21 protein-coding genes are annotated in these 26,772 nt (G+C 62.5%); 15 read left to right on the top strand and 6 right to left on the bottom strand.

From position 1 onward, the window contains the following. Positions 1–129: 129 nt before the first annotated feature. From IGS61_RS19505 to coaD, 4 genes are all read left to right on the top strand, one after another. Complete coding sequence (locus IGS61_RS19505) at positions 130–1,647, top strand: Do family serine endopeptidase (protein ID WP_230541182.1); 1,518 nt, start codon at positions 130–132, stop codon at positions 1,645–1,647. A gap of 51 nt (positions 1,648–1,698) precedes the next feature. After that, the gene (locus IGS61_RS19500) at positions 1,699–2,358 is read left to right on the top strand and encodes a response regulator (protein ID WP_070221454.1); all 660 of its coding nucleotides are present in this window, start codon (positions 1,699–1,701) and stop codon (positions 2,356–2,358) included. 2 nt (positions 2,359–2,360) lie between these two features. Continuing rightward, positions 2,361–3,695 (top strand): ATP-binding protein, encoded by a 1,335-nt coding sequence (locus tag IGS61_RS19495; protein WP_046685864.1) that lies wholly within the window; start codon positions 2,361–2,363, stop codon positions 3,693–3,695. Positions 3,696–3,789: 94 nt separating this feature from the next. Continuing rightward, complete coding sequence (gene coaD, locus IGS61_RS19490; RefSeq protein WP_230541181.1) at positions 3,790–4,935, top strand: pantetheine-phosphate adenylyltransferase; 1,146 nt, start codon at positions 3,790–3,792, stop codon at positions 4,933–4,935. Between the two features lie 6 nt (positions 4,936–4,941). On the opposite strand, the gene IGS61_RS19485 is transcribed toward coaD, so the two are convergent. The 4 genes from IGS61_RS19485 to IGS61_RS19470 all read right to left on the bottom strand — a co-directional run bounded on the left by IGS61_RS19485 (position 4,942) and on the right by IGS61_RS19470 (position 11,454). Beyond that, positions 4,942–5,538: a 2-hydroxychromene-2-carboxylate isomerase gene (locus IGS61_RS19485; RefSeq protein WP_230541180.1), complete on the bottom strand. Its 597-nt coding sequence runs from the start codon at positions 5,536–5,538 to the stop codon at positions 4,942–4,944. 15 nt (positions 5,539–5,553) lie between these two features. Continuing rightward, on the bottom strand, positions 5,554–7,752 hold the full coding sequence (locus IGS61_RS19480; RefSeq protein ID WP_230541179.1) for an OsmC domain/YcaO domain-containing protein: 2,199 nt from the start codon (positions 7,750–7,752) through the stop codon (positions 5,554–5,556). Between the two features lie 336 nt (positions 7,753–8,088). After that, the gene (locus tag IGS61_RS19475) at positions 8,089–10,491 is read right to left on the bottom strand and encodes a TonB-dependent receptor plug domain-containing protein (protein ID WP_230541178.1); all 2,403 of its coding nucleotides are present in this window, start codon (positions 10,489–10,491) and stop codon (positions 8,089–8,091) included. Between the two features lie 177 nt (positions 10,492–10,668). Continuing rightward, a complete protein-coding gene (locus IGS61_RS19470; RefSeq protein ID WP_230541177.1) occupies positions 10,669–11,454 on the bottom strand; it encodes a PhzF family phenazine biosynthesis protein in 786 nt (261 codons plus the stop codon). A 142-nt stretch (positions 11,455–11,596) separates the two neighbouring features. Here IGS61_RS19470 and IGS61_RS19465 point away from each other — a divergent pair, with 142 nt between their 5' ends. The 4 genes from IGS61_RS19465 to IGS61_RS19450 all read left to right on the top strand — a co-directional run bounded on the left by IGS61_RS19465 (position 11,597) and on the right by IGS61_RS19450 (position 16,131). Then, entirely contained in the window at positions 11,597–11,962 is a 366-nt protein-coding gene (locus IGS61_RS19465) for a toxin-antitoxin system TumE family protein (protein ID WP_219888546.1), read from the top strand. Then, positions 11,959–12,309: an HVO_A0114 family putative DNA-binding protein gene (locus IGS61_RS19460; RefSeq protein WP_230541176.1), complete on the top strand. Its 351-nt coding sequence runs from the start codon at positions 11,959–11,961 to the stop codon at positions 12,307–12,309. The genes IGS61_RS19465 and IGS61_RS19460 overlap by 4 nt, the downstream gene beginning before the upstream one ends. 165 nt (positions 12,310–12,474) lie before the next feature. Further along, entirely contained in the window at positions 12,475–15,612 is a 3,138-nt protein-coding gene (locus IGS61_RS19455) for an error-prone DNA polymerase (protein ID WP_230541175.1), read from the top strand. Positions 15,613–15,651: 39 nt separating this feature from the next. Beyond that, entirely contained in the window at positions 15,652–16,131 is a 480-nt protein-coding gene (locus IGS61_RS19450) for a GNAT family N-acetyltransferase (protein ID WP_230541174.1), read from the top strand. Here IGS61_RS19450 and IGS61_RS19445 read toward each other — a convergent pair whose 3' ends face one another. Continuing rightward, positions 16,132–17,541 carry an FAD-binding oxidoreductase gene (locus IGS61_RS19445; RefSeq protein WP_230541173.1) on the bottom strand — a complete coding sequence of 470 codons (1,410 nt, stop codon included), beginning with the start codon at positions 17,539–17,541 and terminating at the stop codon, positions 16,132–16,134. Between the two features lie 183 nt (positions 17,542–17,724). Here IGS61_RS19445 and IGS61_RS19440 point away from each other — a divergent pair, with 183 nt between their 5' ends. The 5 genes from IGS61_RS19440 (at position 17,725) to IGS61_RS19420 (ending at position 23,008) form a co-directional block, all read left to right on the top strand. Next, the gene (locus tag IGS61_RS19440; protein WP_230541172.1) at positions 17,725–18,630 is read left to right on the top strand and encodes a ChaN family lipoprotein; all 906 of its coding nucleotides are present in this window, start codon (positions 17,725–17,727) and stop codon (positions 18,628–18,630) included. A 105-nt stretch (positions 18,631–18,735) separates the two neighbouring features. Beyond that, positions 18,736–19,491 (top strand): tonB-system energizer ExbB, encoded by a 756-nt coding sequence (gene exbB / locus IGS61_RS19435; protein WP_329958075.1) that lies wholly within the window; start codon positions 18,736–18,738, stop codon positions 19,489–19,491. Positions 19,492–19,493: 2 nt separating this feature from the next. Then, on the top strand, positions 19,494–19,919 hold the full coding sequence (gene exbD, locus IGS61_RS19430) for a TonB system transport protein ExbD (RefSeq protein WP_230541171.1): 426 nt from the start codon (positions 19,494–19,496) through the stop codon (positions 19,917–19,919). Continuing rightward, positions 19,916–20,689 (top strand): energy transducer TonB family protein, encoded by a 774-nt coding sequence (locus IGS61_RS19425; RefSeq protein WP_230541170.1) that lies wholly within the window; start codon positions 19,916–19,918, stop codon positions 20,687–20,689. Before exbD ends, IGS61_RS19425 begins: the two co-directional genes overlap by 4 nt. Positions 20,690–20,740: 51 nt before the next feature. Continuing rightward, on the top strand, positions 20,741–23,008 hold the full coding sequence (locus tag IGS61_RS19420; RefSeq protein ID WP_230541169.1) for a TonB-dependent receptor domain-containing protein: 2,268 nt from the start codon (positions 20,741–20,743) through the stop codon (positions 23,006–23,008). A 30-nt stretch (positions 23,009–23,038) separates the two neighbouring features. Here IGS61_RS19420 and IGS61_RS19415 read toward each other — a convergent pair whose 3' ends face one another. Continuing rightward, positions 23,039–23,446, bottom strand: a complete 408-nt coding sequence (locus IGS61_RS19415) for a PRC-barrel domain-containing protein (RefSeq protein ID WP_070221439.1) — start codon at positions 23,444–23,446, stop codon at positions 23,039–23,041. Between the two features lie 247 nt (positions 23,447–23,693). Here IGS61_RS19415 and IGS61_RS19410 point away from each other — a divergent pair, with 247 nt between their 5' ends. Together IGS61_RS19410 and eno are read left to right on the top strand one after the other, a co-directional pair. Beyond that, positions 23,694–25,346, top strand: a complete 1,653-nt coding sequence (locus tag IGS61_RS19410) for a CTP synthase (protein ID WP_230541168.1) — start codon at positions 23,694–23,696, stop codon at positions 25,344–25,346. A gap of 141 nt (positions 25,347–25,487) precedes the next feature. Beyond that, complete coding sequence (gene eno, locus IGS61_RS19405) at positions 25,488–26,771, top strand: phosphopyruvate hydratase (RefSeq protein WP_034750709.1); 1,284 nt, start codon at positions 25,488–25,490, stop codon at positions 26,769–26,771. Position 26,772: the final 1 nt, after the last annotated feature.

The following is a 26,772-nucleotide window of genomic DNA, read 5'->3' as shown; positions in this document are numbered from 1 at the left end:
CGGCAGGCAAGATTAAACCTTGCTTAAAGGCGCAAATGCCTGTTTCCAAATGGAAAAATGTTAAGCACCGCCTAAGACTCGTGGCCCACTATTGCATACATCAAAATCTCATTAAATGAGGAGCAATTCATGGAACAGCAAACGAATACCGCATCCCTGAAAATCAAACGCACCGTAGCCGCGCTGGCCGCGATCGGTGTGCTGGGTGCCGGCGGCGCCATGGTGGTGCATCAGAACAATGCCGGCGCGAATGCCGCAGCGGCCGCCGCCGCACCCGCACCCGTGGCTGCCGCCGTGGCGCCTGCCGCCAGCGCGCCGCTGGTGGCCTTGCCCGACTTTAGCCAGATCGCCGCGCGCAACAGCCCGGCCGTCGTCAATATCAGCGTCACGGGCAGCACCAAGGTGGCCTACGATCCCTCGGCCCAGGCCGGCAATGACGATTTCGGCAACGATCCGTTCTTCGAATTCTTCCGCCGCTTCCAGGGGCCGCAAGGCGGACAGCGCGGTGGCCGCGACGTGCCTACGCACGGCCTCGGTTCCGGCTTCATCGTCAGCCCCGACGGCGTCATCATGACGAATGCCCACGTGGTGCGCGATGCGCGCGAAGTGACCGTCAAGCTGAACGACCGCCGCGAATTCCGCGCCAAGGTGCTGGGCACGGATCCGAAGACCGATATTGCCGTGCTGAAAATCGACGCCAACAACCTGCCCATCGTGCCGCTCGGCCATTCGAGCGACCTGAAAGTGGGCGAGTGGGTGCTGGCCATCGGTTCGCCGTATGGCTTCGACAGCACGGTGACGGCCGGCGTCGTCAGCGCCAAGGGCCGTTCCCTGCCCGACGACAGCAATGTACCGTTCATCCAGACGGACGTGGCGGTGAACCCCGGCAACTCGGGCGGCCCGCTGTTCAACACGCGCGGCGAAGTGGTCGGCATCAATTCGCAGATCTACAGCCAGACGGGCGGCTTCCAGGGCCTGTCGTTCGCCATTCCGATCGACCTGGCCGGCCGCATCAAGGACCAGATCGTCGCCACAGGCAAGGCCAGCCACGCCAAGCTGGGCGTGACGGTGCAGGAGGTCAACCAGGGCTTTGCCGACTCGTTCAAGCTGGCCACGCCGGAAGGCGCGCTGGTGGCCAATGTCGAGCGGGGCAGCCCGGCCGACAAGGCGGGCCTGAAATCGGGCGACGTGGTGCGCAAGGTGAATGGCCAGCGCATCATCGGCTCGGCCGACTTGCCGGCGCTGGTGGGGACGTCCTTGCCGGGCGACAAGATCAGCATGGACGTCTGGCGTGATGGCAAGATCGTCAGCCTGACGGCAACCCTGGGCAATGCGGCCGACAAGGTGGCCGAAGTGGCGAAGAACGACAGCGCCGCCGGCAAGGTAAAGCTGGGCCTGGCCCTGCGTCCGTTACAATCGGATGAAAAGCGCGAGGCGGGTATCAGCGCCGGCCTGCTGGTGGAAGACGCGGGCGGCGCGGCGGCGAATGCCGGAGTGCAGCCGGGCGACGTGCTATTGTCGGTGAATGGCCGTCCCGTCAACACGGTCGAGCAGGTGCGCGACGTGGTGGAAAAATCCGCCAAGTCGGTGGCCTTGCTGATACAGCGCGGCCCCGATAAGATCTTCATTCCTGTGCGCCTCGGTTGATCTGGCGCAGGATGCAAGGTCGATAAAACAGTCAAGATGAAGGAGTAGGGCATGCGCTTATTGCTGGTAGAAGACGATACGATGATCGGCGAGGTGGTGCTCGACTTGCTGCGCGCCGAGCATTACGCGGTGGATTGGGTCAAGGATGGCGACATGGCCGATACGGCCCTGCAGACGCAGACCTATGACCTGGTGCTGCTGGACCTGGGCTTGCCGCGCAAGGATGGCCTTGACGTGCTGCGCTCGATGCGCTTGCGCAAGCTCGACACGCCCGTCCTCGTGGCCACGGCGCGCGATGCCGTCGAGCAGCGTATCGCCGGCCTGGACGCGGGCGCCGACGATTACGTATTAAAACCGTATGACCTCGATGAATTGCTGGCGCGCATACGCGCCCTGCTGCGGCGCGCCTCGGGCCGCCCGGAACCCGTTTTCGAGCACCAGGGCGTGTCCATCAATCCGCTGACGCGCGAAGTGATCGCCGAAGGCCATCCCGTGAACCTGTCGGCGCGCGAATGGGCCGTGCTGGAAGCATTGATCGCCCGCCCCGGCATCGTGCTGTCGCGCGCGCAACTGGAAGAAAAACTGTACAGCTGGAAGGATGAAGTCAACAGCAATGCCGTGGAAGTGTATATCCACGGCTTGCGCAAGAAGCTGGGCAGCGACTTGATCCAGAACGTGCGCGGCCTCGGCTACATGGTGCCCAAGGCATGAGGATGAAGGTCACGGTGACGCATTCGCTGCGCGGCCGCCTGCTGTGGTTCTTGCTGGCGGCCATCATCATGGCGGCCCTGGCGCAGGCCTCGATCGCCTACCGCAGCGCCCTGTACGACGCCGACCAGATCTTCGATTACCACATGCAGCAGATGGCCCTGTCGCTGCGCTCCGGCGCGCCGCTGGCCAACCATGCGCAAGCCTTGCCGGCCGACCCTGTCAACAACGACATGGTGGTGCAGGTGTGGACGCCGGACGGCGTGCAGGTGTTCCGTTCGATCACGCGCGCGGAATTGCCGCAGCGCGCCGTGCTGGGCTTTTCCAACGTGAAAGCCAACGGCACGACTTACCGCATCTTTTCCGTGCAAACCAGTTCCCAGACCGTGCAGATCGCCCAGGACATGGCCGTGCGCAAGCGCATGGCCGGCAGCCTGGCGCTGCGCACGGTCGGTCCCATCGCGCTGATGGCGCCGATTCTGATGCTGGTCGTCTGGTGGGTCGTCAGCGGTTCGCTGGCGCCCGTCTCGCGCGTGCGCAAGCAGGTGGCGGCGCGCCAGGCGGACGATTTATCTCCCGTCTCGGAAGCGGGCTTGCCCGACGAAGTACGGCCCCTCGTGCATGAACTCAATTTGCTGTTCGGGCGCGTCAAGACGGCGTTCGACGCCCAGCAGCACTTTGTTGCCGACGCCGCGCATGAATTGCGCACGCCGCTGGCGGCCCTGAAACTGCAGGTCTTGAGCCTGGAGCGGGCCGAATCGGAAGAAAAGCGCAGCCTGGCGATTTCCCGCGTCAGCGCCGGCATCGAGCGGGCCACGCGCCTGGTCGAGCAATTGCTGGTACTGGCGCGCCAGGAAGCGAGCGCCGCCAGCGGCGACCAGCTGCAGGCGGTGGACTTGAACGACGTCGTCAAGCGCGCGCTGGGCGACATGGCCGGCATCGCGCAGGCGCGCAAGATCGACCTGGGCCTGCATCACATGGATGCGGCCAAGGTGGCGGGCCAGGCCGATGCGCTCAACATCATGCTGCGCAACCTGGTCGACAACGCCATCAAGTACACGCCGCAGGGCGGCACGGTCGATATCGACCTGCGCGCCAGCCCCGTCGGCGTGACCTTGTCGGTGGAGGACAGCGGCCCCGGCATCCCGCCCGAGGAGCGCGAGCGCGTCTTCAGCCGCTTCTACCGCGTGCCCGGCACGGACGCCAACGGCAGCGGCCTGGGGCTGGCCATCATCAAGGCCATCGCCGAGCGCCATGGCGCGCGACTGGTGCTGGACAAATCCGAGCGCCTGGGCGGCCTGTGCGTGCGCGTGGAGTTCCCGCAAGCCGTGAAAAAATAGCGTTTTGATCATGATCTTTGGCCTGTTGCATTGACGCGCACGCCGCTGGCATATATTGTCTGCGCAATAAGCAATCAAGCAAACGGAGCGCAGCATGCAGAAGATCGGCTTTTCAGGCACCCTCGACCCCATCACCAACGGCCATATGTGGGTGATCGGCGAGGCGCGTTCGCTCGCCGACGAGGTGATCGTGTTCCTGTCGCAAAACCCCGCCAAGAAGCCGCAGTTCCCGGCCGAAGACCGCAAGCGCATCATCGAGCAGAGCGCGCGCGAGTGCGGCTGGGAGAATGTGCAGGTGGTCATCGTCAAGGGCGACTACACGGCGCGCGCGGCGAAAAAGCACGGCTGCGACTACCTGATCCGCGGCATCCGCACGACGGCCGATTTCGACTATGAAAACCTGATCCAGCAAACGAATGTGGACGTGCTGCAGGGCGCCAAGACGATCTTCGTCATGCCGCCGCGCGACCTCGGCTCCGTCAGCTCCAGCTTCGTCAAGGCGCTGGAAGGCCCCGTGGGCTGGAACTGGACCATGAAGAAATTCGTCCCCGGCCCCGCCTACCAGGCGTGGATACTCGACTGCCTGCGCAAGGAGTGGGAAGCGCTGTGGAATTACGCGACCGCGTCGCAGGCCGACATCGCGCTGGCGGACCACTGGTTCGCGCACCTGACGGGGCCGCAGGCTTACGGCGGCGCGGACCGCCACTATCACAACCTCGACCACCTGGTGCACGGTCTGTCCGAGATCCGCGTGTGGGCCGACAATACCTATGCGCCCAAGCGCGACAGCGCGCTGGTCAAGAAGGCGTTCTGGTTCCACGACGCCGTCTACAGCCACGACGAAGACGCCCTGTATTCGAGCGAAGAGGCCAGTGCCCAGCTGTGGCTGGCCAGCGGCCTCGATGCGGGCGACAACCAGGATGTGGCGCAATTGATACGCGCCACCGACCATTTCCAGGGCCCCGGTATCAGCCACGCGCTGAAAGACGCCATGCTCAGCGCTGACCTGGCCATCCTGGGGCAGGACGAAGAGGTGTACCAGGCCTACACGCAAGCCATCGTGCGCGAATACGCGCACGTGGACCCCGCGCGCTTCAACGAGCAGCGGGGCCTGGCGCTGCAGCATTTGTGCGGCAAGGCGCAGGCGGGCCAGCTGTTCGGCGATGCATACTTTGCCGACCAATACAACGAACGGGCCATTGAAAACATGCAGAAGGAAATCGCGGCGCTGGCCGGCTGATGCTCGTCAGGGGCGGGCGGCGGCATGCGCCAGCGCATCGTCGAGCCGGTCGTTGCCCCAGAAGAGTTCGCCGCCGCTGAGGAAGCTGGGGGCGCCGAACAGCTTCAGCGCTTGTGCCTGCTCGGTCTGGCGGCGCAGCCGTAGCTTGTTGTCCTGCGTCAAAGCCAGCGCCAGGATGGTGCGCGCATCGAGGCCCAGTTCCTGCAAAGCCTCGCTGACGGCTTCGAGGTTGTCGATGTCGCGGTCTTCGGCGAAATTCATCGTCATCATGCGGCGCGCAAAGGGTGCAATCCAGCCCTGGTCCGCGCCGATCAGCGCCACGCGCATGGGCAGCAGCGCCGTGCGGGGGAAGGAACTCGGTTGCTGCCATGGCAAACCGTACTTTTCACACTGGCGCGCCATGTCGCGCCACGTGTAGTCGCCCTTGATTTTTTGCAAGACGAACGGCGACGTCTCCCAGCCCAGCGCCTTGAAGACGACGCCCAGCAGGAAGGGTTTCCAGATCACTTGCACCTGCTTTTCACGCGCCAGCGCGTCGATGCGCATGGCGCTCAGGTAGCTGTAGTTGCTGCCGAAATCGAACCAGAATTCCAGTGTGGCCATGGCATCGTTTCCAGATCAGGCCGCCGCCGCCCTGGCGCGCGCCGCGTGCAGTTTCTTGAAGCTGTCGATCAGGCGCTGGTGCCGGTCGAGGCCTTCCAGCTGCATGCTGGTCGGGGTCAGGCCGAAGAAGCGCACGCTGCCATCTACCGAGCCCAGCACCGCGTCCATGCGGTCGTTGCCAAACATGCGGCGGAAATTGACGACGTAATCGTCCAGTTCCAGCTCGTCGTCGAGTTCCACTTCCAGCACCACGTTCAAGGCTTGATAGAACAGCTTGCGCTCGAGCGTGTTGTCGTTGTACTGCAGGAAGGTTTCCACCAGTTCTTTCGCTTCCTCGAATTGCTGCAAGGCGAGATGAATCAGCAGCTTCAATTCCAGGGTCGTCAGCTGGCCCCACACCGTGTTTTCGTCAAACTCGATGCCGATCAGGGTGGCGATGTCGCCGTACTCGTCGAGTTCGCTGTTTTCCAGCCGGTCGAGCAGGTCTTCCAGGCCGGCATCGTCCAGCTTATGCAGGTTCAGGATGTCGGCGCGGAACAGCAGCGCCTTGTTGGTGTTGTCCCAGATCAAATCTTCGACTGGATACACTTCCGAATAACCGGGCACAAGGATGCGGCAGGCCGTGGCGCCCAGCTGGTCATACACGGCCGTGTACACTTCCTTGCCCATGCCGGCGAGGATGCCGAACAGGGTCGCCGCTTCCTCGGCATTCGAGTTTTCGCCATGGCCGGAAAAATCCCATTCGACAAAATCGTAATCGGCCTTGGCGCTGAAGAAGCGCCACGAGACGATGCCGCTCGAATCGATGAAGTGCTCGACGAAGTTGTTCGGCTCGGTGACGGCTTCGCTGGCAAACGTGGGTTGCGGCAAGTCGTTCAAGCCTTCGAAGCTGCGGCCCTGCAGCAATTCCGTCAGGCTGCGCTCGAGCGCCACTTCCAGGCTCGGGTGCGCGCCGAACGAGGCAAACACGCCGCCCGTGCGCGGGTTCATCAGGGTGACGCACATCACCGGGTACACGCCGCCCAGCGACGCATCTTTTACCAGCACGGGGAAACCCTGTTCTTCCAGGCCCTGGATACCGGCCAGGATGCCCGGGTATTTCGCCAGCACTTCCTGCGGCACGTCGGGCAGGGCGATTTCGCCTTCGATGATTTCGCGCTTGACGGCCCGCTCGAAAATTTCCGACAGACATTGCACCTGCGCTTCGACCAAAGTATTGCCGGCGCTCATGCCATTGCTGACATACAAGTTTTCAATCAGGTTCGACGGGAAATACACGACCTCGCCGTCGGAATGGCGCACATACGGCAGCGAGCAGATGCCGCGCTCGGCATTGCCGGAGTTGGTGTCGATCAGGTGCGAGCCGCGCAGCTCGCCATCGGCATCGTAGATGTCGCGGCAGTATGCGTCGAGAATCTCCTTCGGCAGCGCATCCTTGCGGCCCGGCTTGAACCAGCGCTCGTTCGGGTAATGGACAAAATCCGCGTTGGCGATGTCCTCGCCCCAGAATGACCCGGCGTAGAAATGGTTGTTGCTGAGGCGCTCGATATACTCGCCCAGGGCCGACGCCAGCGCGCTTTCCTTGGTCGCGCCCTTGCCGTTGGTAAAGCACATGGGCGAATGCGCGTCGCGGATATGCAGCGACCACACGTTGGGAATGATGTTGCGCCACGAGGCGATCTCAATCTTGATGCCCAGGCCCGCCAGCAGGCCAGACATATTGGCGATGGTCTGTTCCAGCGGCAAGTCCTTGCCTACAATATAAGTGCTGGCTTCGCTGGCCGGATTGAGCATCAGCAAGGATTGCGCATCGGCATCCAGGTTCGCGACTTCTTCAATGACGAATTCGGGGCCCGTTTGCACCACTTTTTTCACCGTGCAACGGTCGATCGAGCGCAGGATGCCCTGGCGGTCCTTGGCCGAGATATCGGCCGGCAGCTCGACCTGGATCTTGAAAATCTGCTGGTAGCGGTTTTCCGGATCGACGATATTGTTTTGCGACAGGCGGATATTTTCCGTGGAAATATTGCGCGTATCGCAATACAACTTCACGAAGTAGGCCGCGCACAGTGCCGATGATGCCAAAAAGTAATCGAACGGGCCGGGCGCCGAGCCATCGCCCTTGTAGCGGATGGGCTGGTCGGCGATGACCGTAAAATCGTCGAACTTGGCTTCGAGACGCAGCTTGTCGAGAAAGTTGACTTTAATTTCCATGAGGTAATCCAATACTGTGCTTATGAGTTAGGCGCTATTATCCTTGCTTTCCGCCGCGGGACAAAGATTGTTCACTGCGGCCGTGCTGGCCGGGAGCCACTGGGGCAATGATGCAGGCATGATAGTTCATGGCTTTTCACCTATCGGACAGAACGTTATCTATATGATTACTCTTGCTGATATACAAAAATCGCAAGCTGTGATGGACGAGCTCGCGTCGCAGTGCGATGTTGGCCTTGGTCGTGCTGCGCGGACGTGAGTATATTGCCGCCCGCCTAAAAAAACAGCGGCTGCCCATGCTGGCGCAGCCGCTGTTGCTTCAGGCGGATACGGTGATCAGAACTTCACCCACAGCCGTCCGAAATACGAGGCGCCGTTCAGGCCGAACTGCACGCTGTCGTATTTGAAGCCGTTATCCGTCTCGTCCGCGTTCTGCGTGGTGGGCTTGACGTTGAAGATGTTGTTGCCGCCGAAGGTCAGCTTGGTGTTCTTGTTGATGCTGTAGGTGAAGCTCAGGTCGGCGGACGTCTTGGCCGCGTAGCGGGCGTTCGGTACGCCTTCGGCCGTGCCGCTGAAGGTGCCCAGGGTTTGCGGGCCAAAGTAGATGATGCGCAAGTCCGACTCCAGCTTGCCCGTGATGTAATCGAAGCCCAGCGTGGCTTTCGAACGGGGGCCGCCCTGTTCGATGAACAGGCGTTCGCGTTCGGACAGCAGCACGTCTTCAAAGCCCGTCAGCGAGGCGGGCGTCTTGACCTTCGTCACTTCCGTCTTGCTCAGGTTCAAGGCCAGGAAGGTGTTCAGGCGGTTGCCGGCGAATTCTCCCTTGTGCGAGGCCGTCAGGTCCAGGCCGCGCGTGCGCGTGTCGATGGAGTTGACGAAGAATTGCGCCTCTCCCACGCCCAGCAAGGCCAGGCGCGCGGCCAGGTCCGGGTAGTTGTCGGCATTGAAGCGGCCCGACAGCACGATGCGGTCCTTGATCTTGATGTTGTACAAGTCGGCCGTCACGGAAATGGCTTGCGTCGGCGTCCAGGTGGTGCCGAACGTAAAGCTGGTAGATTTTTCCTCTTTCAGCTTGGGAATGCCGGCCGCGTTGGCGACGGCGCCGCCGTTCGGCGCCAGCACCACGTCGGTGGGCACGCCGCCGATGAAGTCGGTGAAGGTGGACGAGAAATACACTTGCTGCAACGATGGCGCACGGAAACCAGTGCTGGCCGAGCCGCGCAGCAGCACGTTCGGCGCCACTTTATAGCTGGCGGCCAGCTTGCCCGTCACGGTGGAGCCGAAATCGCTGAATTTTTCATAGCGCAGGGCCGCCTGGGTTTTCAGGCGCTCCGTCCAGTCCAGTTCCACGTCGCCATACGCGGCGATGCTGTGGCGTTTGGCCTTGGTGGCATCGCCGGGCTGGAAGCCGGGAAAGCCCTGGCTGCCCGCATTGCCGCCCACGCCCACGCCGTCGGCATCGATGTAGGAGTTCGGCTCGCCCGCCATGATCTTGTATTCCTCGCTGCGGTACTCGGCGCCGAAGGCCACGTTCATGCCGCTCATCACCGTGTCGTAGTAGCGGCTGAAATCGGCGTTGCTGGTCAGCTGCTGGAACGAGAAGCCGCCCGCGTCAAAGTTGCTGGCGCTGACGCCCTTGCCGCCGTTCATCAAGTCGAGGTTGGCGATCGAGGCGTTCAAGGTATGGCTGATGTCGTAGCGCATCTTGTTGTAGCCATAGGTTTGCGAAAAGTCAGCATGCCATTCGCCGATCTGGCTGCGGTGGCCGATGGTGGCGTACTGGTCGTCGATCTTGCCGTTAATGAAGGGTACGAAGCCGTCCGGATACATGGCGGCCGAATTGCGCGATGGAATGTCGTCGCTGCCGATGCCGCCCCGGCCGAATGCGGCGCTGGAGGCGTCGCGCGTCTGCGCGCCGGCCGTGAAGTACAGCTTGCCCGTGCCGCTGGTGGCGTAGTCGCCATTCAGGTACAGGGTTTTGTTCTTGGACTTGGTGTCGCCGATGATGCGCATGCTGTCCGCGTCGGCGCGGTTCGAGCGGCCCCGGTCCAGGTATTCGCCCGTGATGGCCAGCGTGCCCTTGTCGCCCAGCGCGATGCCGCAGTAGGCGGAGGTCATGTAATTCTTGCCGTCGCCTTCGGAATACTGGCTGTAGCCGGCCACCGCTTCGCAGCCCAGGCTTTTCTTCAGTTCGATGTCGATCACGCCGGCAATGGCGTCCGAGCCGTACTGGGCGGCGGCACCGTCGCGCAGCACTTGCACGTTCTTGATCGCCAACAAGGGAATCGCATTCATGTCCGTGCCCGTGTTGCCGCGGTTGCGCGCGCCGAACAGGTTGACCAGGGCCGTCGTGTGGCGCCGCTTGCCGTTCACCAGCACGAGGGTCTGGTCGGAACCGAGGCCGCGCAGGGCGGCCGAATCGATCAGGTCGGCCCCGTCGGCGCCCGTCTGGCGCGTGGAGTTGAACGAGGGCGAAATGTATTGCAGCGATTGCGCCAGATCAAACTGGCCGCCTTGCTCGGCCACCCGGGAAATCGGGATGATATCGACGGGTACCATGGTATCGGTGGCGGAACTGGCGACGCGGCGCGAGCCGACCACGCTGACCGTTTGCACGGGACCGTCCGTGGCGGCCGCTTCCGTGCTTTGGGCCATGGCGGCGGGACTGAAGGCGGCCAGGGCGGCGCTGCCGTACAGGCTGATGAGGATGGCTTTACGCAAGGTGGTAAGGGTCGGCACGCAGTGTCTCCAAGTGGCTGATGAGCAAGATTCGTGACTTGATTCTAGTGCCATCATTTCAGCATTCACCAGCGATACTTTGTTTTGTTATTACAAATTTGCCGTAACTGTTGTTTCCTGGTTGATTATCTTTTTGCCGCTGCCCGGCTTGCCTTGTACTGGTGCGCAATGCTCCATTCAGGTGCTGCGCTGCACCATGCCGCCCACCCAGATTGCGTCTGCGCTGTATTGCACCTCGATCAGACACGGCTGCTGCGTCACGTGGCCCTGATGCAGGCGCAACGACTGTTGGCGGTGCGCCGCCAGCGCGCCCGCCGCCACGCCCGTGGCGCTGTCTTCCAGGGCCGGATCGCGGTGGTTGAAGTTGCGCCCCTCGTACTCGTGTTCGCCCGTGCGGCAATACACGTAGCAGCCGCTGACCTGGTGCAAGGCGCTCCAGTCGGCGATCAGTTCCAGGTTCGGCCGCAAGGAGCGCAGGGTGGTGCGGTCGGCCACTTCCAGCAGCAGCTTCGGGCTGCCGACGGAGGCGATGACGGGCGGCGACAGCAAGTGCATGTGCTGGCCCATGAGTTCGGACGGCACATATTTTTCCAGCATGACGGCCGGTGCCGGCTGCGAAGTCAAACCAATGAATAGCCCTTCCGCGCGGCGCACCAGCTGCAAGGCTTGCCCGCGCATGGCCGTGCTCACCGTCAAGGTTGCCGTGGCGCCGGGCGCCGTCAGCAGCACATGCGCGGCGGCCAGAGTGGCGTGCAGGCACAGGGGGCTGCGCGTGTGCGGATAAAAATAGTCGAGCACGATGCCGCCGTCCGCCTGCCGGTCGATGAAGACGCAGGCACTCACTTGCCGCTCGCGGGCGAAGGACTGGCGTGCCGTTTCGCCGCTGCTGTCGTTCTCCACGACCAGCGCCGCATTGCCGCCACTGGGCGCGGCGCCGAAACATTTTAATAAGTGGACGATCATGGCGGTCGATGCAAAAGGTAAAACACCAGCATAAACGAAAATAGGTACAAAGCTTCTCGATGTCTTGGCCGGATGGAGTCAAAGGCTGCAGTTATTGAGGCTTTCGTGGAATTGGCATATCAACAGATGATATACTTCCCGCATGCGGATCGATCCTGCCATTGATACATTGCTGGACCTGGATGGCTCCATCCTCGACCAGGATGGCGGTTATTGGATCAAGATAGAAGCCAGGCGGACGGAGGTATCGGATGAGATTCCTCATGGCATACGCTACTCGCTGACGCTGCATGAACCATATGGCAAACGCATTCTCGGTTACGACAATGCGCACATGGTAAAGCCGCCAAAGAAATTCAAATATGCGGGACGTATCGTGGCATTCGACCATAAACACCGGCATCCGTCAGATCAGGGCGTGCCATACGAATTCAAGGATGCGCAGCATCTCATCAATGATTTCTTTGCTGACGTGGACCGCGTTTTGCTGGAGGTGAAAAAGCAATGAAACCGATTTTTATTGGCATCATGCCGCAAGAGAAAATCCGCGAACGCGTGCTCGCCATCGCTCGCGGCATATATAAACCGGAGGAGGATGAGCCCAAGGTCTGGTTCACTTCGATCAAATCGCTGGCGGAAGTCCTGAGCGACGAAAACCGGGCGTTGTTGCACGTGATTCTGGAAACGCAACCGGAATCCATCTCTGCATTGGCTGAGATAACGGGCCGTAAACCGAGCAACCTGTCACGCACATTGAAAACAATGTCCAATTACGGCATCGTGGAATTGAAACGGGAGCGAAATCAAGTTCGCCCCGTAGCCACAGCGACGGAGTTCCGCATAGTTGCTAACTGATTTACCGGACTATCAATGTGATCTGTCATGCGACAGGCCAAAGCCAAGCGCAGGCCGGCAGACGTTCCGTGCGCCCATCAAAATGAATACTATCCGACTAGAACCGGTTACTTGATTCAGGATGAGTATATTATACTGTGTTTATGTACAGTATTGAGGTAGATCATGTGGGGCGCCGTCTTACCCGAGTATGCTGAGTTGTACTGCCTGAGCAATTTCAGCTTCCTGCATGGCGCCTCGCATGCGGAAGAGCTGGTGGCGCGCGCAGTCCAGCTCGGTTACAAGGCGTTGGCCATCACGGACGAGTGCTCGCTGGCCGGCGTCGTGCGTGCCCATGCGGTGGCCAAGCGGGCCGGTTTTCCCCTGATTATCGGCGCGCATTTTCATTTGACGCAGGCCGACGGCAGTCCGGGGCCGTCCCTGCTGGCGCTGGTGCGCGATGTCGATGGTTACGGCAACCTGTCGGAATTGATCACCATGGCGCGCACGCGGGCGGCCAAGGGGCGCTATCTGTTGACGCCGGACGATTTCACGGCGCCGTCGCCGGAGTTTGCCCATTTGCGGGGGCTGCCCGGCTGCCTGATGATCTTGCTGCCCAGCTATCCGGCCAAGGCGGAAACCGTGCGCGCGCAGGGAGAGTGGATGGCATCCACCTTTGGCGGCGAGCGCAGCTGGATAGGCTTGAACCTGCTGCAGCGGGCGCAGGATGACGCGCACCGCGGCGCCGTGCAAGAGGCGGGGCAGGCGCTGGGCTTGCCCGTGGTGGCCGTCGGCCATGTGTGCATGCACGTGCGGTCGCGCAAGCCCCTGCTCGACACCCTGTGCGCGATCCGCGTGGGCAAACCCGTGGGCGAGTGCGGCTATGCGCTGGCGCAAAACGCGGAGCAGCATTTGCGCGCGCGTTTGCGCCTGGCCAATGTGTATCCGCCGCAAGTACTGGCGGAAACCGTGCGCATTGCGGGTCAGTGCACGTTTTCGCTCGACAGCCTGCGCTATGACTATCCCGTCGAGTTGGTGCCGCACGGCCACACGCCGGCGACGTATCTGCGCGAAGAAACGTATGCGGGCGCGCGCATGCGCTTTCCGCTCGGTATTCCGGCCAACGTGCAGGAGCAGATCGAGCAGGAGCTGGAGCTGATCCGGGATCTTTCCTACGAAGCGTACTTTTTGACCGTCTACGACATCGTGCGCTTTGCGCGCTCGCAAAACATCCTGTGCCAAGGCCGGGGTTCGGCCGCCAATTCGGCCGTCTGCTATTGCCTGCACATCACGGAAGTGGACCCTGCGCGCGGCAATTGCCTGGTCGGGCGCTTCATGTCGCGCGAGCGCAACGAGCCGCCCGACATCGACGTCGATTTCGAGCACCAGCGGCGCGAAGAGGTCATCCAATATATCTACGGCAAATATGGCCGCGAGCGGGCCGCGCTGGCCGCCGTGGTGATCAGCTACCGGCCCAAAAGCGCCTTGCGCGACAGCGGCCGGGCGCTGGGGATCGACCTGGCCATCGTGGAAAAGGTGGCCAAGGCGCATCGCTGGTTCGACGGCAAGCGCGATCTGCTGGAGCGCCTGGCCGAATGCGGGCTCGACCCGGAGGCGGCACTGTCGCAGCAGTGGGCGGGCCTGGCGCAGCAATTGCTGGGCTTTCCCCGCCACCTGTCGCAGCATCCGGGCGGCTTTGTCATCGCGCAAGGAAAATTGTCGCGCCTGGTGCCGATCGAAAACGCCAGCATGGCCGAGCGCAGCGTCATCGAGTGGGACAAGAACGACCTGGAAGAACTGGGCTTGATGAAGGTCGACGTGCTGGCGCTGGGCATGCTGTCGGCCTTGCGCCGCGCCCTGGAACTGGTGAGTGGGCGGCGCGGCGAGGAATTTCGTTTGCAGGATATTCCCGCCGAAGACCCCGCTACCTACGACATGATGTGCGAGGCGGATACCATCGGCGTGTTCCAGATCGAGTCGCGCGCGCAGATGAGCATGTTGCCCCGGCTGCGGCCCCGTGAATTCTACGACCTCGTCATCGAAGTGGCGCTGGTGCGTCCCGGGCCCATCCAGGGCGGCATGGTGCATCCGTATCTGCAGCGGCGCCAGCAGAAGGAGCCGGTCGAGTATCCGAAGGGCCTGGAAAAGGCGCTGGGGCGCACCCTGGGCATCCCGATCTTCCAGGAGCAAGTGATGCAGGTGGCCATCATCGCGGCCGATTTCACGCCCGGCGAGGCGGACCAGTTGCGGCGCGCCATGGCGGCCTGGAAACGCAAGGGCGGCATGAACAATTACCATGACCGCATCGTCGACGCCATGGTGGACAATGGCTACGAGAAAGTATTTGCCGAGGCCATCTTCAGCCAGATCGAGGGTTTCGGCGAATACGGTTTTCCCGAGTCGCACGCGGCCAGTTTCGCCCTGCTCACGTACGCCAGTTCCTGGCTGAAATGCCACGAACCGGCCGCCTTCCTGTGCGCTTTGCTCAACAGCCAGCCCATGGGCTTTTACAGCCCCTCGCAACTGGTGCAGGATGGCCGCCGCCATGGCGTGCCGGTGCTGCCCGTCGACGTGGCCGTCAGCGGCTGGGAGGCAACCCTGGAAGGCGAGGGGCGTGCACCGGCCGTGCGCCTGGGCTTGAACAGCCTGTTCGGCATGCGCGCGGATGCGGCCCAACGCATCGAGGATGCGCGCGCCATCGCCGCCTTCGCCGACGTGGCCGACCTGGCCCGGCGTGGCGGCCTGGATCGCCATGACTTGCAGGTGTTGGCTGCCGGCAACGCCCTGCATGCGCTGGCCGGGCACCGGCGCGCGGCGCTGTGGCAGGCGGCCGGCGCCGTGCCCGACAGGGACTTGCTGCGCGATACCACGCAAGAGGAAGACTTGCCCGTGCTGGCCGCGCCGACGGAAGGCGAAAGCATCGTCAGCGATTACCGCGCGCAAGGCCTGACCCTGGGCCGCCACCCGCTGGCGCTGCTGCGCGCACAGTTGCTGGAGGAACGCTTTCTGCCAGCCGCGACGCTGGCCAGCTACACGGATGGCCAGCTGGCGCGCGCCTGCGGCATCGTCACCGTGCGCCAGCGTCCGGGCACGGCCAAGGGCGTCATCTTCATGACCCTGGAAGACGAGACGGGCACCGTCAATGTCATCGTCTGGCCCGACCTGGTGGAAAGCCAGCGGCGCGAAGTGCTGAGCGCGCCGCTGCTGGGCGTGTACGGCGTGTGGCAGCGCGAGGGCATCGTGCGCAACCTGGTGGCCAAGCGCCTGGTCGACATGTCGCACTTGCTGGGGCGCTTGCGCACGAGCAGTCGCGATTTTTGTTGAGGCTTGTCAATGTCGCCCAGGCGGTGGCATGATTGTCATATGACTACTTTACCCGAACCGACACTGCGCCCCGCCCTGGTCGCCGACGCGCCCGCCATCGTCGCCCTGATCGACGACCTGATGCCCTTTCTGACCCTGCACCCCGATGGCGCGGGGGCGGAAAAGTTCATCGAACATTGCCGCCGGCCCGCCATCGAAGGCTATCTGTCGCAGACCCGCTATGCGTATCAACTGGCGCATATCGACGGCGTACTGGCCGGCGTGGTGGCCATGCGCGACAACACGCATCTGTTCCACATGTTCGTGCCGCGCGCGCTGCACCGGCGCGGCATGGCGCGCCGCCTGTGGCAGGCAGCCCGCGATGCGTCGCTGGCCAGGGCCGATGTGACGGCGTTTACCGTCAATTCCTCCCTGTATGCCTTGCCCCTGTATGAAAGCCTGGGCTTTGTCGCCACGGGGCCGAAGGTGGAAATGGATGGCATCGCCTTCGTGCCGATGCGCATGGAATGGACGGCCTGATTACCAGCGCACGATCTTGCCCGGATTCATGATGTTCTTCGGATCCAGCGCGTGCTTGAGGGCGCGCATGGTGTCGATGGCGCCCTCGCCATGTTCTTCCACCAGGAAAGCCATCTTGTGCATGCCCACGCCGTGTTCTCCCGTGCAGGTGCCATCCATGCCGATGGCGCGCGTGACCATGTCGCTGTTGACCTTTTCCGCGCGGGCGATGTCGGCCGGGTCGTCGGGGTCGACCAGCATCTGCACGTGGAAATTGCCGTCGCCCACGTGGCCGATGATGGCGTAGGCGAGGCCCTGCGCTTCGCAATCGGCCTTGGTGGCGAGGATGCATTCGGCCAGGCGCGAAATCGGCACGCAGCAGTCGGTGGAAATGGCGCGGCTGCCGGGGCGCATCTGCAGCAGGGCGAAATATGCGTTGTGGCGCGCAGCCCACAGGCGCGAGCGGTCTTCGGGGCGGCTGGCCCACTCGAAATCGCTGGCGCCGTGCTCGGCCGTGATGGTTTGCACCAGTTGCGCCTGCTCGGCCACGCTGGCCGGCGTGCCGTGGAATTCAAACAGCAACAGCGGCTTTTCCGGCAGCGCCATCTTGTCGTAGGCATTGATGGCCTTGACGCCATTTTCATCGAGAAACTCGACCCGTGCCACAGGTATGCCCATCTGGATGGTCTGGATCACGGCGCTGACGGCTTCCCCCGTGCCGGGAAACGAACACACGGCCGCCGAAATCGCTTCCGGCAGCGGATACAGTTTTACCGTCACTTCCGTGATGATGCCCAGAGTCCCTTCGCTGCCGACAAATAGACGTGTCAGGTCGTAGCCGGCCGATGATTTTTTCGCCCGGGTCCCCGTCCTGATGATGCGGCCATCGGCCGTGACCACCGTCAGGGCCAGCACGTTTTCGCGCATGGTGCCGTAGCGCACGGCGTTCGTGCCGGACGCGCGCGTGGCCGCCATGCCGCCCAGCGAGGCATTCGCGCCCGGGTCGATGGGGAAGAACAGGCCCGTGTCGCGGATTTCCTCGTTCAGTTGCTTGCGCGTCACGCCCGCCTGCACGGTGGCCGTCAAGTCTTCATCATGCACTGCTACCATGTGATTCATTTGCGACAGATCAATCGTCACGCCGCCATGCAGGGCCAGCACGTGGCCTTCGAGCGAGGTGCCGCTGCCGTAGGCGATGACGGGCACGTCGTGCGCGCTGCACAGCTTGACGGCGGCCGCCACTTCCTCGGTGGAGTGGGCGAAGATGACGGCGTCCGGCAGCATCGGGGGATAGCTCGACTCGTCGCGGCCATGGTGTGCGCGCATGGCTTGTGTCATGGAAAAGCGGTCGGCAAAGATCAGGGAAAGTACGGCAGCAAGAGATTCTGGCAGCGGTTTTTTCAGTACCGCCAACTGGTCAGTTTGATTCACGCAAGTCCTCCGTTTTTTTTATTCTACTCCGCGCCCGGGGATTTCACCGAAGCACTATTTTTGCCAGTTGTAAAAAATTGCGCATGGTGCGCCATGCATGGGTTGTAAATGAGAATCATTTCTATTAGAATGCCCGCCAGTAGTTATTTTGCAATGCGTGCTTCCCCCCGAAAGGCCATGCCCATGAGATTTCCCCTGTCCCTCGCCGCCGTCCTGCCCGCCTGCGTGCTGGCGCTGAGCGCCTGCAGCAGCGTTGCGCCCGCCACTGGCACGTCCTCCGCCGCCACGGCGCAAGACGTGCGCCAGCTGGGCGAGATCGTCGATCTGCGCAGCGGCCAGCGCGTGACTGCCGATCAATTGCTGGCCCAGCTGGCCGCCGCCCCGCGCGTCATCGTGGGCGAGCAGCACGATCAGCTCAGCCACCACCGGATCGAGCAGTGGCTGCTGCAGCAGCTGCAGGGCCAGCGTCCGCAAGGCAGCGTGCTGCTGGAAATGCTGAACCCGGACCAGCAAGCCAAGGTGGACAAGGTCAAGCCGTGGCTGCAGACGGACCCCGTCGTGCGCCCCGAACACGTGGCCGAGCTGCTGGCCTGGCAGCCGGGCTGGAAGTGGGCACAATATGGCGACCTGGTGATGACCGTGATGCGCGCGCCGTATCCCGTCTGGTCGGCCAACCTGGACCGCAGCGAGATCAAGCAATTGTTTGTCGACAAGCCGGCCGTGCAGGGCAAGCATTCGAACCTGGCCAACGATGGCAAGGTGCATGACAAACTGAAAGACATCATCCGCGTGATGCACGACAACCAGATCGACGCGCCGCGCCTGGCCGCCATGTTGTCGGTGCAGCAGCAGCGCGACCGCCGCATGGCCGAGCGCCTGCTGGCCGCGCCCGCGCCGGCCCTGCTGATCGCCGGCGCCTACCACGCGCACAAGGACCTGGGCGTGCCGCTGCACGTGCGGGACTTGACGGGCGGCCCCGCGCCGCTGGTGCTCGTGCTGGCGCAGCAGGGCGCCACGGTGCAGGCGCCGCAGGCCGATTTCGTCTGGTACACGCCGGTGGCGGCGCCCGCCATCGCCAGCGCCAAATAAGTCATTGCATCTCCGCCGGGCGTTCAGCCCGGCACTCCTCCCCAGCAAGTCTCTTCGCAGCAGCCAGGTAGTCCGTCCGATTTTTTCTTACCTGTTGAAGCTTCCATGCGTATTTCCTGTCTCAAAGCCGCTGCTGGCGGCGTGTTTCTTTCCATCTTTCATTCCGGCGCACAAGCGTCCGCCTTGCCGCACGATATGTCGCCGCTGGGCATGTTTTTCGCCGCCGACCAGGTGGTGAAAAGCGTGCTCATCGGTTTGTTGATCGCCGCGCTGGCCACCTGGGTGGTCTTGCTGGTGAAGGGCGCCAGCTTGCTGCAAGCGCGGCGCGCGGCGGCGCAAGCCGTCGCCGTGCTGAAGACGGCCACGTCCTTGCCGGACGCGGCCGCCAAAGCGGAGGGCGCAGGCAGCACTTCGCTGGCGCAGCAGCTGCTCGACGACGTGCAGCAGGAACTGAACCTGTCGCACGCCAATGCACCGGCGGCGGCCCTGAAGGAGCGGGCCGGTTTTCGCCAGGAACAATTGATCGCGCACAAGGTACGCAGCATGACGCAAGGCATCGGCTTGCTGGCCAGCATAGGCGCCGTGGCGCCCTTCGTCGGGCTGTTCGGCACCGTGTGGGGCATCATGAACAGTTTCATCGGCATCGCCGTCAGCCAGAGCACGAACCTGGCCACCGTCGCGCCCGGCATCGCGGAAGCCTTGCTGGCGACAGCGCTGGGCCTGGTAGCGGCGATTCCCGCCGTCGTCATCTACAACGTCTTGAGTCGCGGCATCAATCAGGTCAAGGCGCAGCTGCGCGCCGCTTCCGCGCAAGTGCTGCTGATGCTCAGCCGCGACCTCGACATGCGCCAGCAGGCCTGAGCATGGCGTCCCTCTTTCCTTCGCCGGACGACGACGCGGCCGACATGCCGGAGTTGAGCGAGATCAATGTCACGCCCTTCATCGACGTGATGCTGGTGCTCTTGATCATCTTCATGGTGGTCTCGCCGCTGGCCACCGTCGACCTGAAGATCGACCTGCCGGCCGCCACGGCCAAGCCCGAGCCGCGTCCCGACAAGCCCCTGTTCGTTTCCCTGAGGGCTGACCACAGCCTGTATCTGGGCGAGTCGCCCGTGGCGCGCGAGCAGCTGGGCAGCCTGCTCGACGCGCAGACGGGCGGCGACCGCCAGCGCACCCTGTTTTTCCAGGCCGACAAGCAAGCCGCGTATGAAGACGTGCTGGGCGTGATGGATGCCCTGCGCCAGGCTGGCTACCTGAAAGTGGGCCTGGTGGGCCGGGAGGGCGGGTGAATCCCCGTCCGGTATTGAGCTGGGGCATCGCCACGTCGCTGGTGGCGGCCGCCGCGCTGGCGCTGCTGCTGTGGGCGGCCTGGCGGCCTGCGCCCCTCGCATCCGCGCAACCGCCCGCCAGCGTGATGGTCGTGTTTGCGGCACAGGCGATGTCGCCGGAGACACAACAGGCGGCAGCGGTCGGGGCGCGCCAGTCGGCCGCGTCCAGCGCCGCCCGGCCGCCCAAGAGCGCCATCCGGCAAGAGGCGCTGCCCGTGCTGGCACGCGCCGCCGCGCCGGACATCGTTGCTGCGGAAAAAGAGGCGAAGGCAGCGGCCAGTCCGTCGCCTGATCCCGGCAAGGATGCCGCGAAGGAAGCTGCCGTGCCCGCGCAGGCCAGCAGCAGCGCCACGCCGGCGCCAAGTTCGGTGCGCGGTCCGCAGGCGGCGCCGTTCGACAGCGACACGCCATCGAACAGCGCGGCACCGGCCAGCTGGCAAAGCCGGGTGCTCGGTCACCTGGCCCATTTCAAGCGCTATCCGGGCGACGCGCGCCAGCGCAAGCGGGCTGGCGCCGCCTGGGTGCGCTTCCAGGTGGACCGCGACGGCAAGCTGCTGGCCAGCGAGCTGGTCACTTCGTCGGGCACGGTGCTGCTCGACCGCGAAGCCTTGCAAGTGCTGCAGCGCGCGCAGCCGCTGCCGGCCCCGCCCGACAACGTCTTGCACCAGGGCACGGTGACCGTCACCTTGCCCGTCTCGTTCAAGCTGGAGCCAGGACAGGACAAGGCATGAGGATGCCGATTGTTGTTCATTAAAAATCTAACCATAACAAATCGAGGGTGTATGCATATCAAGACAATGGCACGAGCCGTGGGCGTCTGCATGGCGTTGCTGGCGCAGCAGGCATGGGCGCAACAAGCACAGGAACCGCAAGAGCGCGGCAAGGTCGCGTTTTCGCCGCTGAACGTATCGGGTGAAACTATTCCGGTGGAACAGCAGGCGCTGGAAAAACCGGGCGCCGTCAGCGCGCGCGGCGCGGACACGCGCTTGCAGCCCGTGGACCAGATCGTGCGCAGCATGCCGGGCACGTTTACCCAGATCGATCCGGCGCAGGGCGCCGTCAGCGTCAACATCCGCGGCCTGTCGGGTCTGGGCCGCGTGAACATGATGGTCGATGGCGTGAGCCAGAATTACTATGGCAGTGCGCCGTCGTCCGTGTCGCACGGCGGCGTGCCCAGCAGCCAGTTCGGCGCCCTGATCGACCCGAATTTCATCATCGGCGTGGACGTGTCGCGCGGCAATGTCGTCGGTGGCGACGGCGTCAATGCGCTGGCTGGCAGCGCCAATTTCCGCACCATCGGCGTCGATGACGTCGTCTTCGCCGGCGAAAAAACGGGTGCGCGCACGAAGATGTCGGCCGGAAATAATGGCGTGGGGCGCAGCGCCATGCTGGCCGTGGCAATGAAAAACCCGGCCTTCGATGGCGGCAGCGTCGGCTTCATGGCCGCCACCAGCGCTAGCGTAATCGGCAACAACTACAAGAATGCGAAGGGCGTCAACAGCGAGGAATTCGGTTTCGGCTACAACCGCTATTACAAGCAGAAACCCAAGTCGCAGTTGCTCAAGCTGGACCTCACATTGAGTGATTTCCACTCGCTGGAACTGTCGGCACGCGATTACCGCAGCACGTTTACGCGCCGCGACATTCGCAGCGATGACTACTACGTAAAATATCACTACAAGCCGTTTTCCGAATTGATCGACCTCAATGTGGTGGCCAGCAGCAGCCGTGGCAACCAGAAATACATGCCCGAGGCGCTGACCAATTTCATCAACACGAATGCGGCCAATCGCGCCGACGCGGTCGACATCAACAATACCAGCAGCTTCAGGCTGGCAGGCGGCGATGCGCTGGTGACCATCGGCGGCAAGCTGATGCGTAATAAATACAGCAAGCACGTGGAAAGCCTCGTCGACGATCCGGACAACCCGGATGCGAACCAGCAGTCGATTGAAAACAATACGTTTGGCCCCGAAGGCGTGCAAAAGATCAACAGCCTGTATGCGGGCCTGCAATACAACCGTGGCATTGTTCAGGTCAATGCGGGTCTCAACTACACGCACTTTGATTTGAGCGGCCACAAGCCGGCCTGCGATCCGCGCGTGCAGTGTTTCCCGCAAGGGGCGAGCAATATTGCGCTGAAGGAACATGGCATCAATCCTTCGCTGCTCGTTTCCGCGCAGGTGACGCCGTGGTTCCAGCCGTTTGCCAGCGCCGAGCGCACCATGCGCGGGCCGAATCCGCAGGAAGTGTTTTTTTCGAATGACGGCGGGGCTTCGATGAACCCGTTCCTGAAGGGCGAGCGGGCGACCACTTACCAGCTGGGCTTCAATTCCAGCCTGCATGGTTTGCTGAGCGCCAACGATGCGCTCAATTTCAAGGCCCTGTATTTCAAGAGCAAGATCGATGGCTATATCACCAGCCAGTCCTTCCTCGTGTGCGACCGCGGCCGCAAGTGCAATATCGCGGAAGTGCTTGCCAATGACTGGCAGAATGTGGATGACTACATGACGAACATGTATATCTACATTAACTCGGCCACGCCCGTGTATTCGCGCGGATGGGAACTGGAAGCGCAGTACCAGCTGGGCCCCGCGTATGCGCGCCTGTCGTACACGCGCGAAACGACGCGCCAGCCTACCTCGATCGCCAGCGCCTGGTTCGGCGCGGCCGACATCAGCGAGCTGCCCAGCGTGTACTACAACCTCGACGTGGGCACGCGCTTGCTCGATAACAAGCTGGAAGTGGGCGCCATCCTCAAGCACACGGGCTCGAACCGCCGCCTGTCGCCGGACAATGAAGCCGATGAAGCGACGGGCGAAGTGCTGAAGGCCGAGAATCCGAAGATCCCGGCCGTGATCGACTTGTATGCGAGTTACCAGGTCAGCAAGAATCTGTTCCTGCGCCTGTCCGTGCAGAACGCCATGAACAAGGATTTCTCGGAAGCGCTGAACCGCCTGAACTCGATGCCGTCCCAGTCGCAGGAAAATACGCCGCTGAGCACGGCGCGGGGCAGGACGTATGTGGCGGGGCTGGAGTACCGGTTTTAAGGTGCACCCCAGCCCTGCGCCGTGGGTGAATTAATACTCGCGTGGTGTCGTTCCGTAGTAACTGTGGATCGAATTGGCCCACGTCTGGTCCGCCATGTTCGGCCAGTTATCCGTATCGAAGCCGGGGGCGTTTTCGATGCGCTCCTTGTCGACGTTCAGGGTGAAGCGCTTGTTGACGGTGTCGAGCAGCAGCGCTTCCCAGGGCACGGCGAACAGCTTTTCGCCGATGGTGAAGACGCCGCCGTGCGACATGACGGCGTAGGCAATCTTGCCGCTGCGCATGTCGATCATGATTTCCTTGATTTCGCCCAGGTGTTCATCCTTGGCATTGTGCACATGGTCGCCGATCAGGGTGTCGGCGCCCATCAGTTCAGGGCCGGGGCCTTTGTGGCCGCGGTTGACATACATGCCGTAGGCGTCGCGTTCTTCGTAGCTCATGGTGGACCTCCTGTTGAAAAATCCCAGTCTGCGGCCAGGGCCCGGCAGGGTCTGTTCGCTCGCCCACACAAAGTATGGAATTGGAAATATTTCAATTATTGCTATCAGGTAATTTTGTTGTGCGTAGACAGCAGGAGGGGGAGGGATAGTCGGTATTTGGCGCAAATTTCCGCGCGCAGGGGGCGACGCAGGCGGGCTTTAGTGTATAATTTCAATTTCCCGCACGTGCCGTTCGGCACCATCTGCAATGACCAAATTTGTCTTCGTCACTGGTGGCGTTGTGTCTTCCCTTGGAAAAGGGATTGCCGCCGCCTCCCTCGCCGCGATCCTCGAATCGCGCGGCCTTAAAGTCACCATGCTCAAGCTCGACCCGTATATCAACGTCGATCCTGGCACGATGAGCCCTATGCAACACGGTGAAGTATTCGTCACCGACGACGGGGCCGAAACCGACCTCGACCTCGGTCACTACGAGCGCTTCATCTCCACCCGCATGAAAAAGGTGAATAACTTCACCACCGGCCAGATCTATGAATCGGTGATCCGCAAGGAGCGCCGAGGCGAATATCTGGGCAAGACCGTGCAGGTGATTCCGCATATCACCAATGAAATCCAGGATTACATCCGCCGTGGCGCCGAAGGCTACGACGTGGCCCTGTGCGAAATCGGCGGCACCGTCGGCGATATCGAATCGTTGCCATTCCTGGAAGCGGCGCGTCAGCTGAGCCTGCGCGCCGGCCGCAAGAACACGGCCTTCGTCCACCTGACCCTGGTGCCTTACATCGCTTCGGCCGGTGAACTGAAGACCAAGCCGACCCAGCACTCGGTGCAAAAGCTGCGCGAAATCGGCATCTTGCCGAACGCCTTGCTGTGCCGCGCCGACCGCGCCATCCCGGAAGACGAGCGCGCGAAAATCTCGCTGTTCTCGAACATCGAGGAAGACGCCGTCATTTCCGTGTGGGACGTCGACACCATCTACAAAGTGCCGCAGATGCTGCACGACCAGGGCCTCGACAAGATCATCTGCGATGCGCTGGACCTCGATCCGGCCCCGGCCGACCTGTCGATCTGGAGCAAGCTGATCTACACGATGGAACACCCGAAGGCGGAAGTGACCGTCGGCATGGTCGGCAAGTACGTCGAGCTGACGGAATCGTACAAGTCGCTGATCGAAGCGCTGCGCCACGCCGGCATCCACACGGAAAGCCGCGTCAACATCGAGTACATCGATTCGGAAGAAATCGAAACGACCGGTTGCGAGAACCTGGCCAAGTACGACGCCATCCTGGTGCCGGGCGGTTTCGGCAAGCGCGGCGTGGAAGGCAAGATCAAGGCGGCCCAGTTCGCCCGTGAAAACAAGATCCCTTACCTGGGCATCTGCCTGGGCATGCAAGTGGCCCTGATCGAATACGCGCGCAACAAGGCTGGCATGCCGAACGCGAATTCGACCGAGTTCGACCTTGATACGGATCAACCTGTCGTTGCACTGATCAATGAGTGGCAAAACCACGATGGTAAAGTCGAGTTGCGCGATGAAAACTCGGACCTGGGCGGTACCATGCGCCTGGGCGCGCAGACCTGCGCCGTCAATCCGGGCACCCTCGCCGCCGAGATCTACGGCAGCGTGGTGACCGAGCGTCACCGCCATCGCTACGAAGCCAATAATCACTACCTGGCCCGTGTCGAAGCGGCTGGCTTGATCGTCTCGGCCCGCACGCCGAGCGAAGATTTGTGCGAAATCATGGAATTGCCGCGCACGGGTGAAAATGCCCATCCATGGTATATGGGCGTGCAATACCATCCCGAGTTCAAGTCGACGCCACGCACCGGCCATCCGCTGTTTACCTCGTTCATCAAGGCAGCGCTGGCGCACAAGGAAGCCAACGCCGCCGCGGAATAACGCGGGTCGCTTGCGACAGTATTACCCGTAAGACAGCTCCCGGCCAGATGGTTCCCGCCGGGAGTTTCTTTGCCCCCTTTGTGCAATTGCGCATCAGAACGCAGTGTGCAGCCCCTGTTACGCTTAACTTTGGAGAATGACATGAGTGCTATTGTTGATATTATCGGTCGCGAAATCCTGGACTCGCGCGGTAACCCGACCGTCGAATGCGATGTGTTGCTGGAATCGGGCGTGATGGGCCGCGCGGCCGTACCGTCGGGTGCCTCGACCGGTTCGCGCGAAGCCGTGGAATTGCGCGATGGCGACGCCAAGCGCTACTTCGGCAAGGGCGTGCTGCAAGCATGCGAAAACATCAATACCGAAATCTCCGAAGCCATCATGGGCCTGGACGCCAATGAACAGGCTTTCCTGGACCGTACCCTGATCGACCTGGACGGCACGGAAAACAAATCGCGCCTGGGCGCCAATGCCATCCTGGCCGTCTCCATGGCCGTGGCCAAGGCTGCCGCCGAAGAAGCGGGCTTGCCGCTGTACCGCTATTTCGGCGGTTCGGGCGCCATGCAGATGCCAGTGCCGATGATGAACGTCATCAACGGCGGCGCGCACGCCGACAACAACCTGGACATCCAGGAATTCATGATCATTCCCGTGGGCGCCCCGTCGTTCAAGGAAGCCGTCCGCTACGGCGCGGAAGTGTTCCACACGCTGAAAAAGATCCTGCACAAGAAGGGCCTGAACACCAACGTGGGCGACGAAGGCGGTTTCGCCCCATCGCTGGCCAACCATGAAGAAGCCATCAAGCTGATCATCCAGGCCATCGAAGAAGCGGGCTACGAGCCGGGCACGCAGATCGCCATCGGCCTCGATTGCGCCGCGTCCGAGTTCTACAAGAACGGCAAGTACGAAATGGAAGGCGAAGGCCTGAGCCTGACGGCCACCGAGTTCACCAACCTGCTGGCGACCTGGTGCGACAAGTACCCGATCATCTCGATCGAAGACGCGATGCATGAAGGCGACTGGGACGGCTGGGCGATCCTGACGGCGGAACTGGGCAAGAAAGTGCAACTGGTCGGCGACGACCTGTACGTCACCAACACCAAGATTCTGAAAGAAGGCATCTCGAAAGGCATCGCCAACTCGATCTTGATCAAGATCAACCAGATCGGCACCCTGACGGAAACCTTCGCCGCTATCGAAATGGCCAAGCGCGCCGGCTACACGGCCGTCATTTCGCACCGCTCGGGCGAAACGGAAGACTCGACCATCGCCGATATCGCCGTGGCTACCAACGCCCTGCAGATCAAGACCGGCTCGATGTCGCGTTCGGACCGCATGGCCAAGTACAACCAGCTGCTGCGTATCGAGGAAGACCTGGGCGACATCGCCAGCTACCCTGGCCGTGATGCGTTCTATAATCTGAAGTAAG

This window comes from Janthinobacterium sp. FW305-129 (assembly GCF_020858115.1).
Classification (GTDB): Bacteria; Pseudomonadota; Gammaproteobacteria; order Burkholderiales; family Burkholderiaceae_D; genus Janthinobacterium.
Note: the sequence above shows the minus strand (reverse complement) of the source record. Positions and strands in the feature narration are given on the sequence as shown.

Excerpts from the sequence above, each read along its gene's own strand:
- IGS61_RS19505 (WP_230541182.1), top strand. The coding sequence starts at position 130 with ATGGAACAGCAAACGAATACCGCATCCCTGAAAATCAAACGCACCGTA.
- IGS61_RS19500 (WP_070221454.1), top strand. The coding sequence starts at position 1,699 with ATGCGCTTATTGCTGGTAGAAGACGATACGATGATCGGCGAGGTGGTG.
- IGS61_RS19495 (WP_046685864.1), top strand. The coding sequence starts at position 2,361 with ATGAAGGTCACGGTGACGCATTCGCTGCGCGGCCGCCTGCTGTGGTTC.
- coaD (WP_230541181.1), top strand. The coding sequence starts at position 3,790 with ATGCAGAAGATCGGCTTTTCAGGCACCCTCGACCCCATCACCAACGGC.
- IGS61_RS19485 (WP_230541180.1), bottom strand. The coding sequence starts at position 5,538 with ATGGCCACACTGGAATTCTGGTTCGATTTCGGCAGCAACTACAGCTAC.
- IGS61_RS19480 (WP_230541179.1), bottom strand. The coding sequence starts at position 7,752 with ATGGAAATTAAAGTCAACTTTCTCGACAAGCTGCGTCTCGAAGCCAAG.
- IGS61_RS19470 (WP_230541177.1), bottom strand. The coding sequence starts at position 11,454 with ATGATCGTCCACTTATTAAAATGTTTCGGCGCCGCGCCCAGTGGCGGC.
- IGS61_RS19465 (WP_219888546.1), top strand. The coding sequence starts at position 11,597 with ATGCGGATCGATCCTGCCATTGATACATTGCTGGACCTGGATGGCTCC.
- IGS61_RS19460 (WP_230541176.1), top strand. The coding sequence starts at position 11,959 with ATGAAACCGATTTTTATTGGCATCATGCCGCAAGAGAAAATCCGCGAA.
- IGS61_RS19455 (WP_230541175.1), top strand. The coding sequence starts at position 12,475 with ATGTGGGGCGCCGTCTTACCCGAGTATGCTGAGTTGTACTGCCTGAGC.
- IGS61_RS19450 (WP_230541174.1), top strand. The coding sequence starts at position 15,652 with ATGACTACTTTACCCGAACCGACACTGCGCCCCGCCCTGGTCGCCGAC.
- IGS61_RS19440 (WP_230541172.1), top strand. The coding sequence starts at position 17,725 with ATGAGATTTCCCCTGTCCCTCGCCGCCGTCCTGCCCGCCTGCGTGCTG.
- exbB (WP_329958075.1), top strand. The coding sequence starts at position 18,736 with ATGCGTATTTCCTGTCTCAAAGCCGCTGCTGGCGGCGTGTTTCTTTCC.
- exbD (WP_230541171.1), top strand. The coding sequence starts at position 19,494 with ATGGCGTCCCTCTTTCCTTCGCCGGACGACGACGCGGCCGACATGCCG.
- IGS61_RS19420 (WP_230541169.1), top strand. The coding sequence starts at position 20,741 with ATGCATATCAAGACAATGGCACGAGCCGTGGGCGTCTGCATGGCGTTG.
- IGS61_RS19415 (WP_070221439.1), bottom strand. The coding sequence starts at position 23,446 with ATGAGCTACGAAGAACGCGACGCCTACGGCATGTATGTCAACCGCGGC.
- IGS61_RS19410 (WP_230541168.1), top strand. The coding sequence starts at position 23,694 with ATGACCAAATTTGTCTTCGTCACTGGTGGCGTTGTGTCTTCCCTTGGA.
- eno (WP_034750709.1), top strand. The coding sequence starts at position 25,488 with ATGAGTGCTATTGTTGATATTATCGGTCGCGAAATCCTGGACTCGCGC.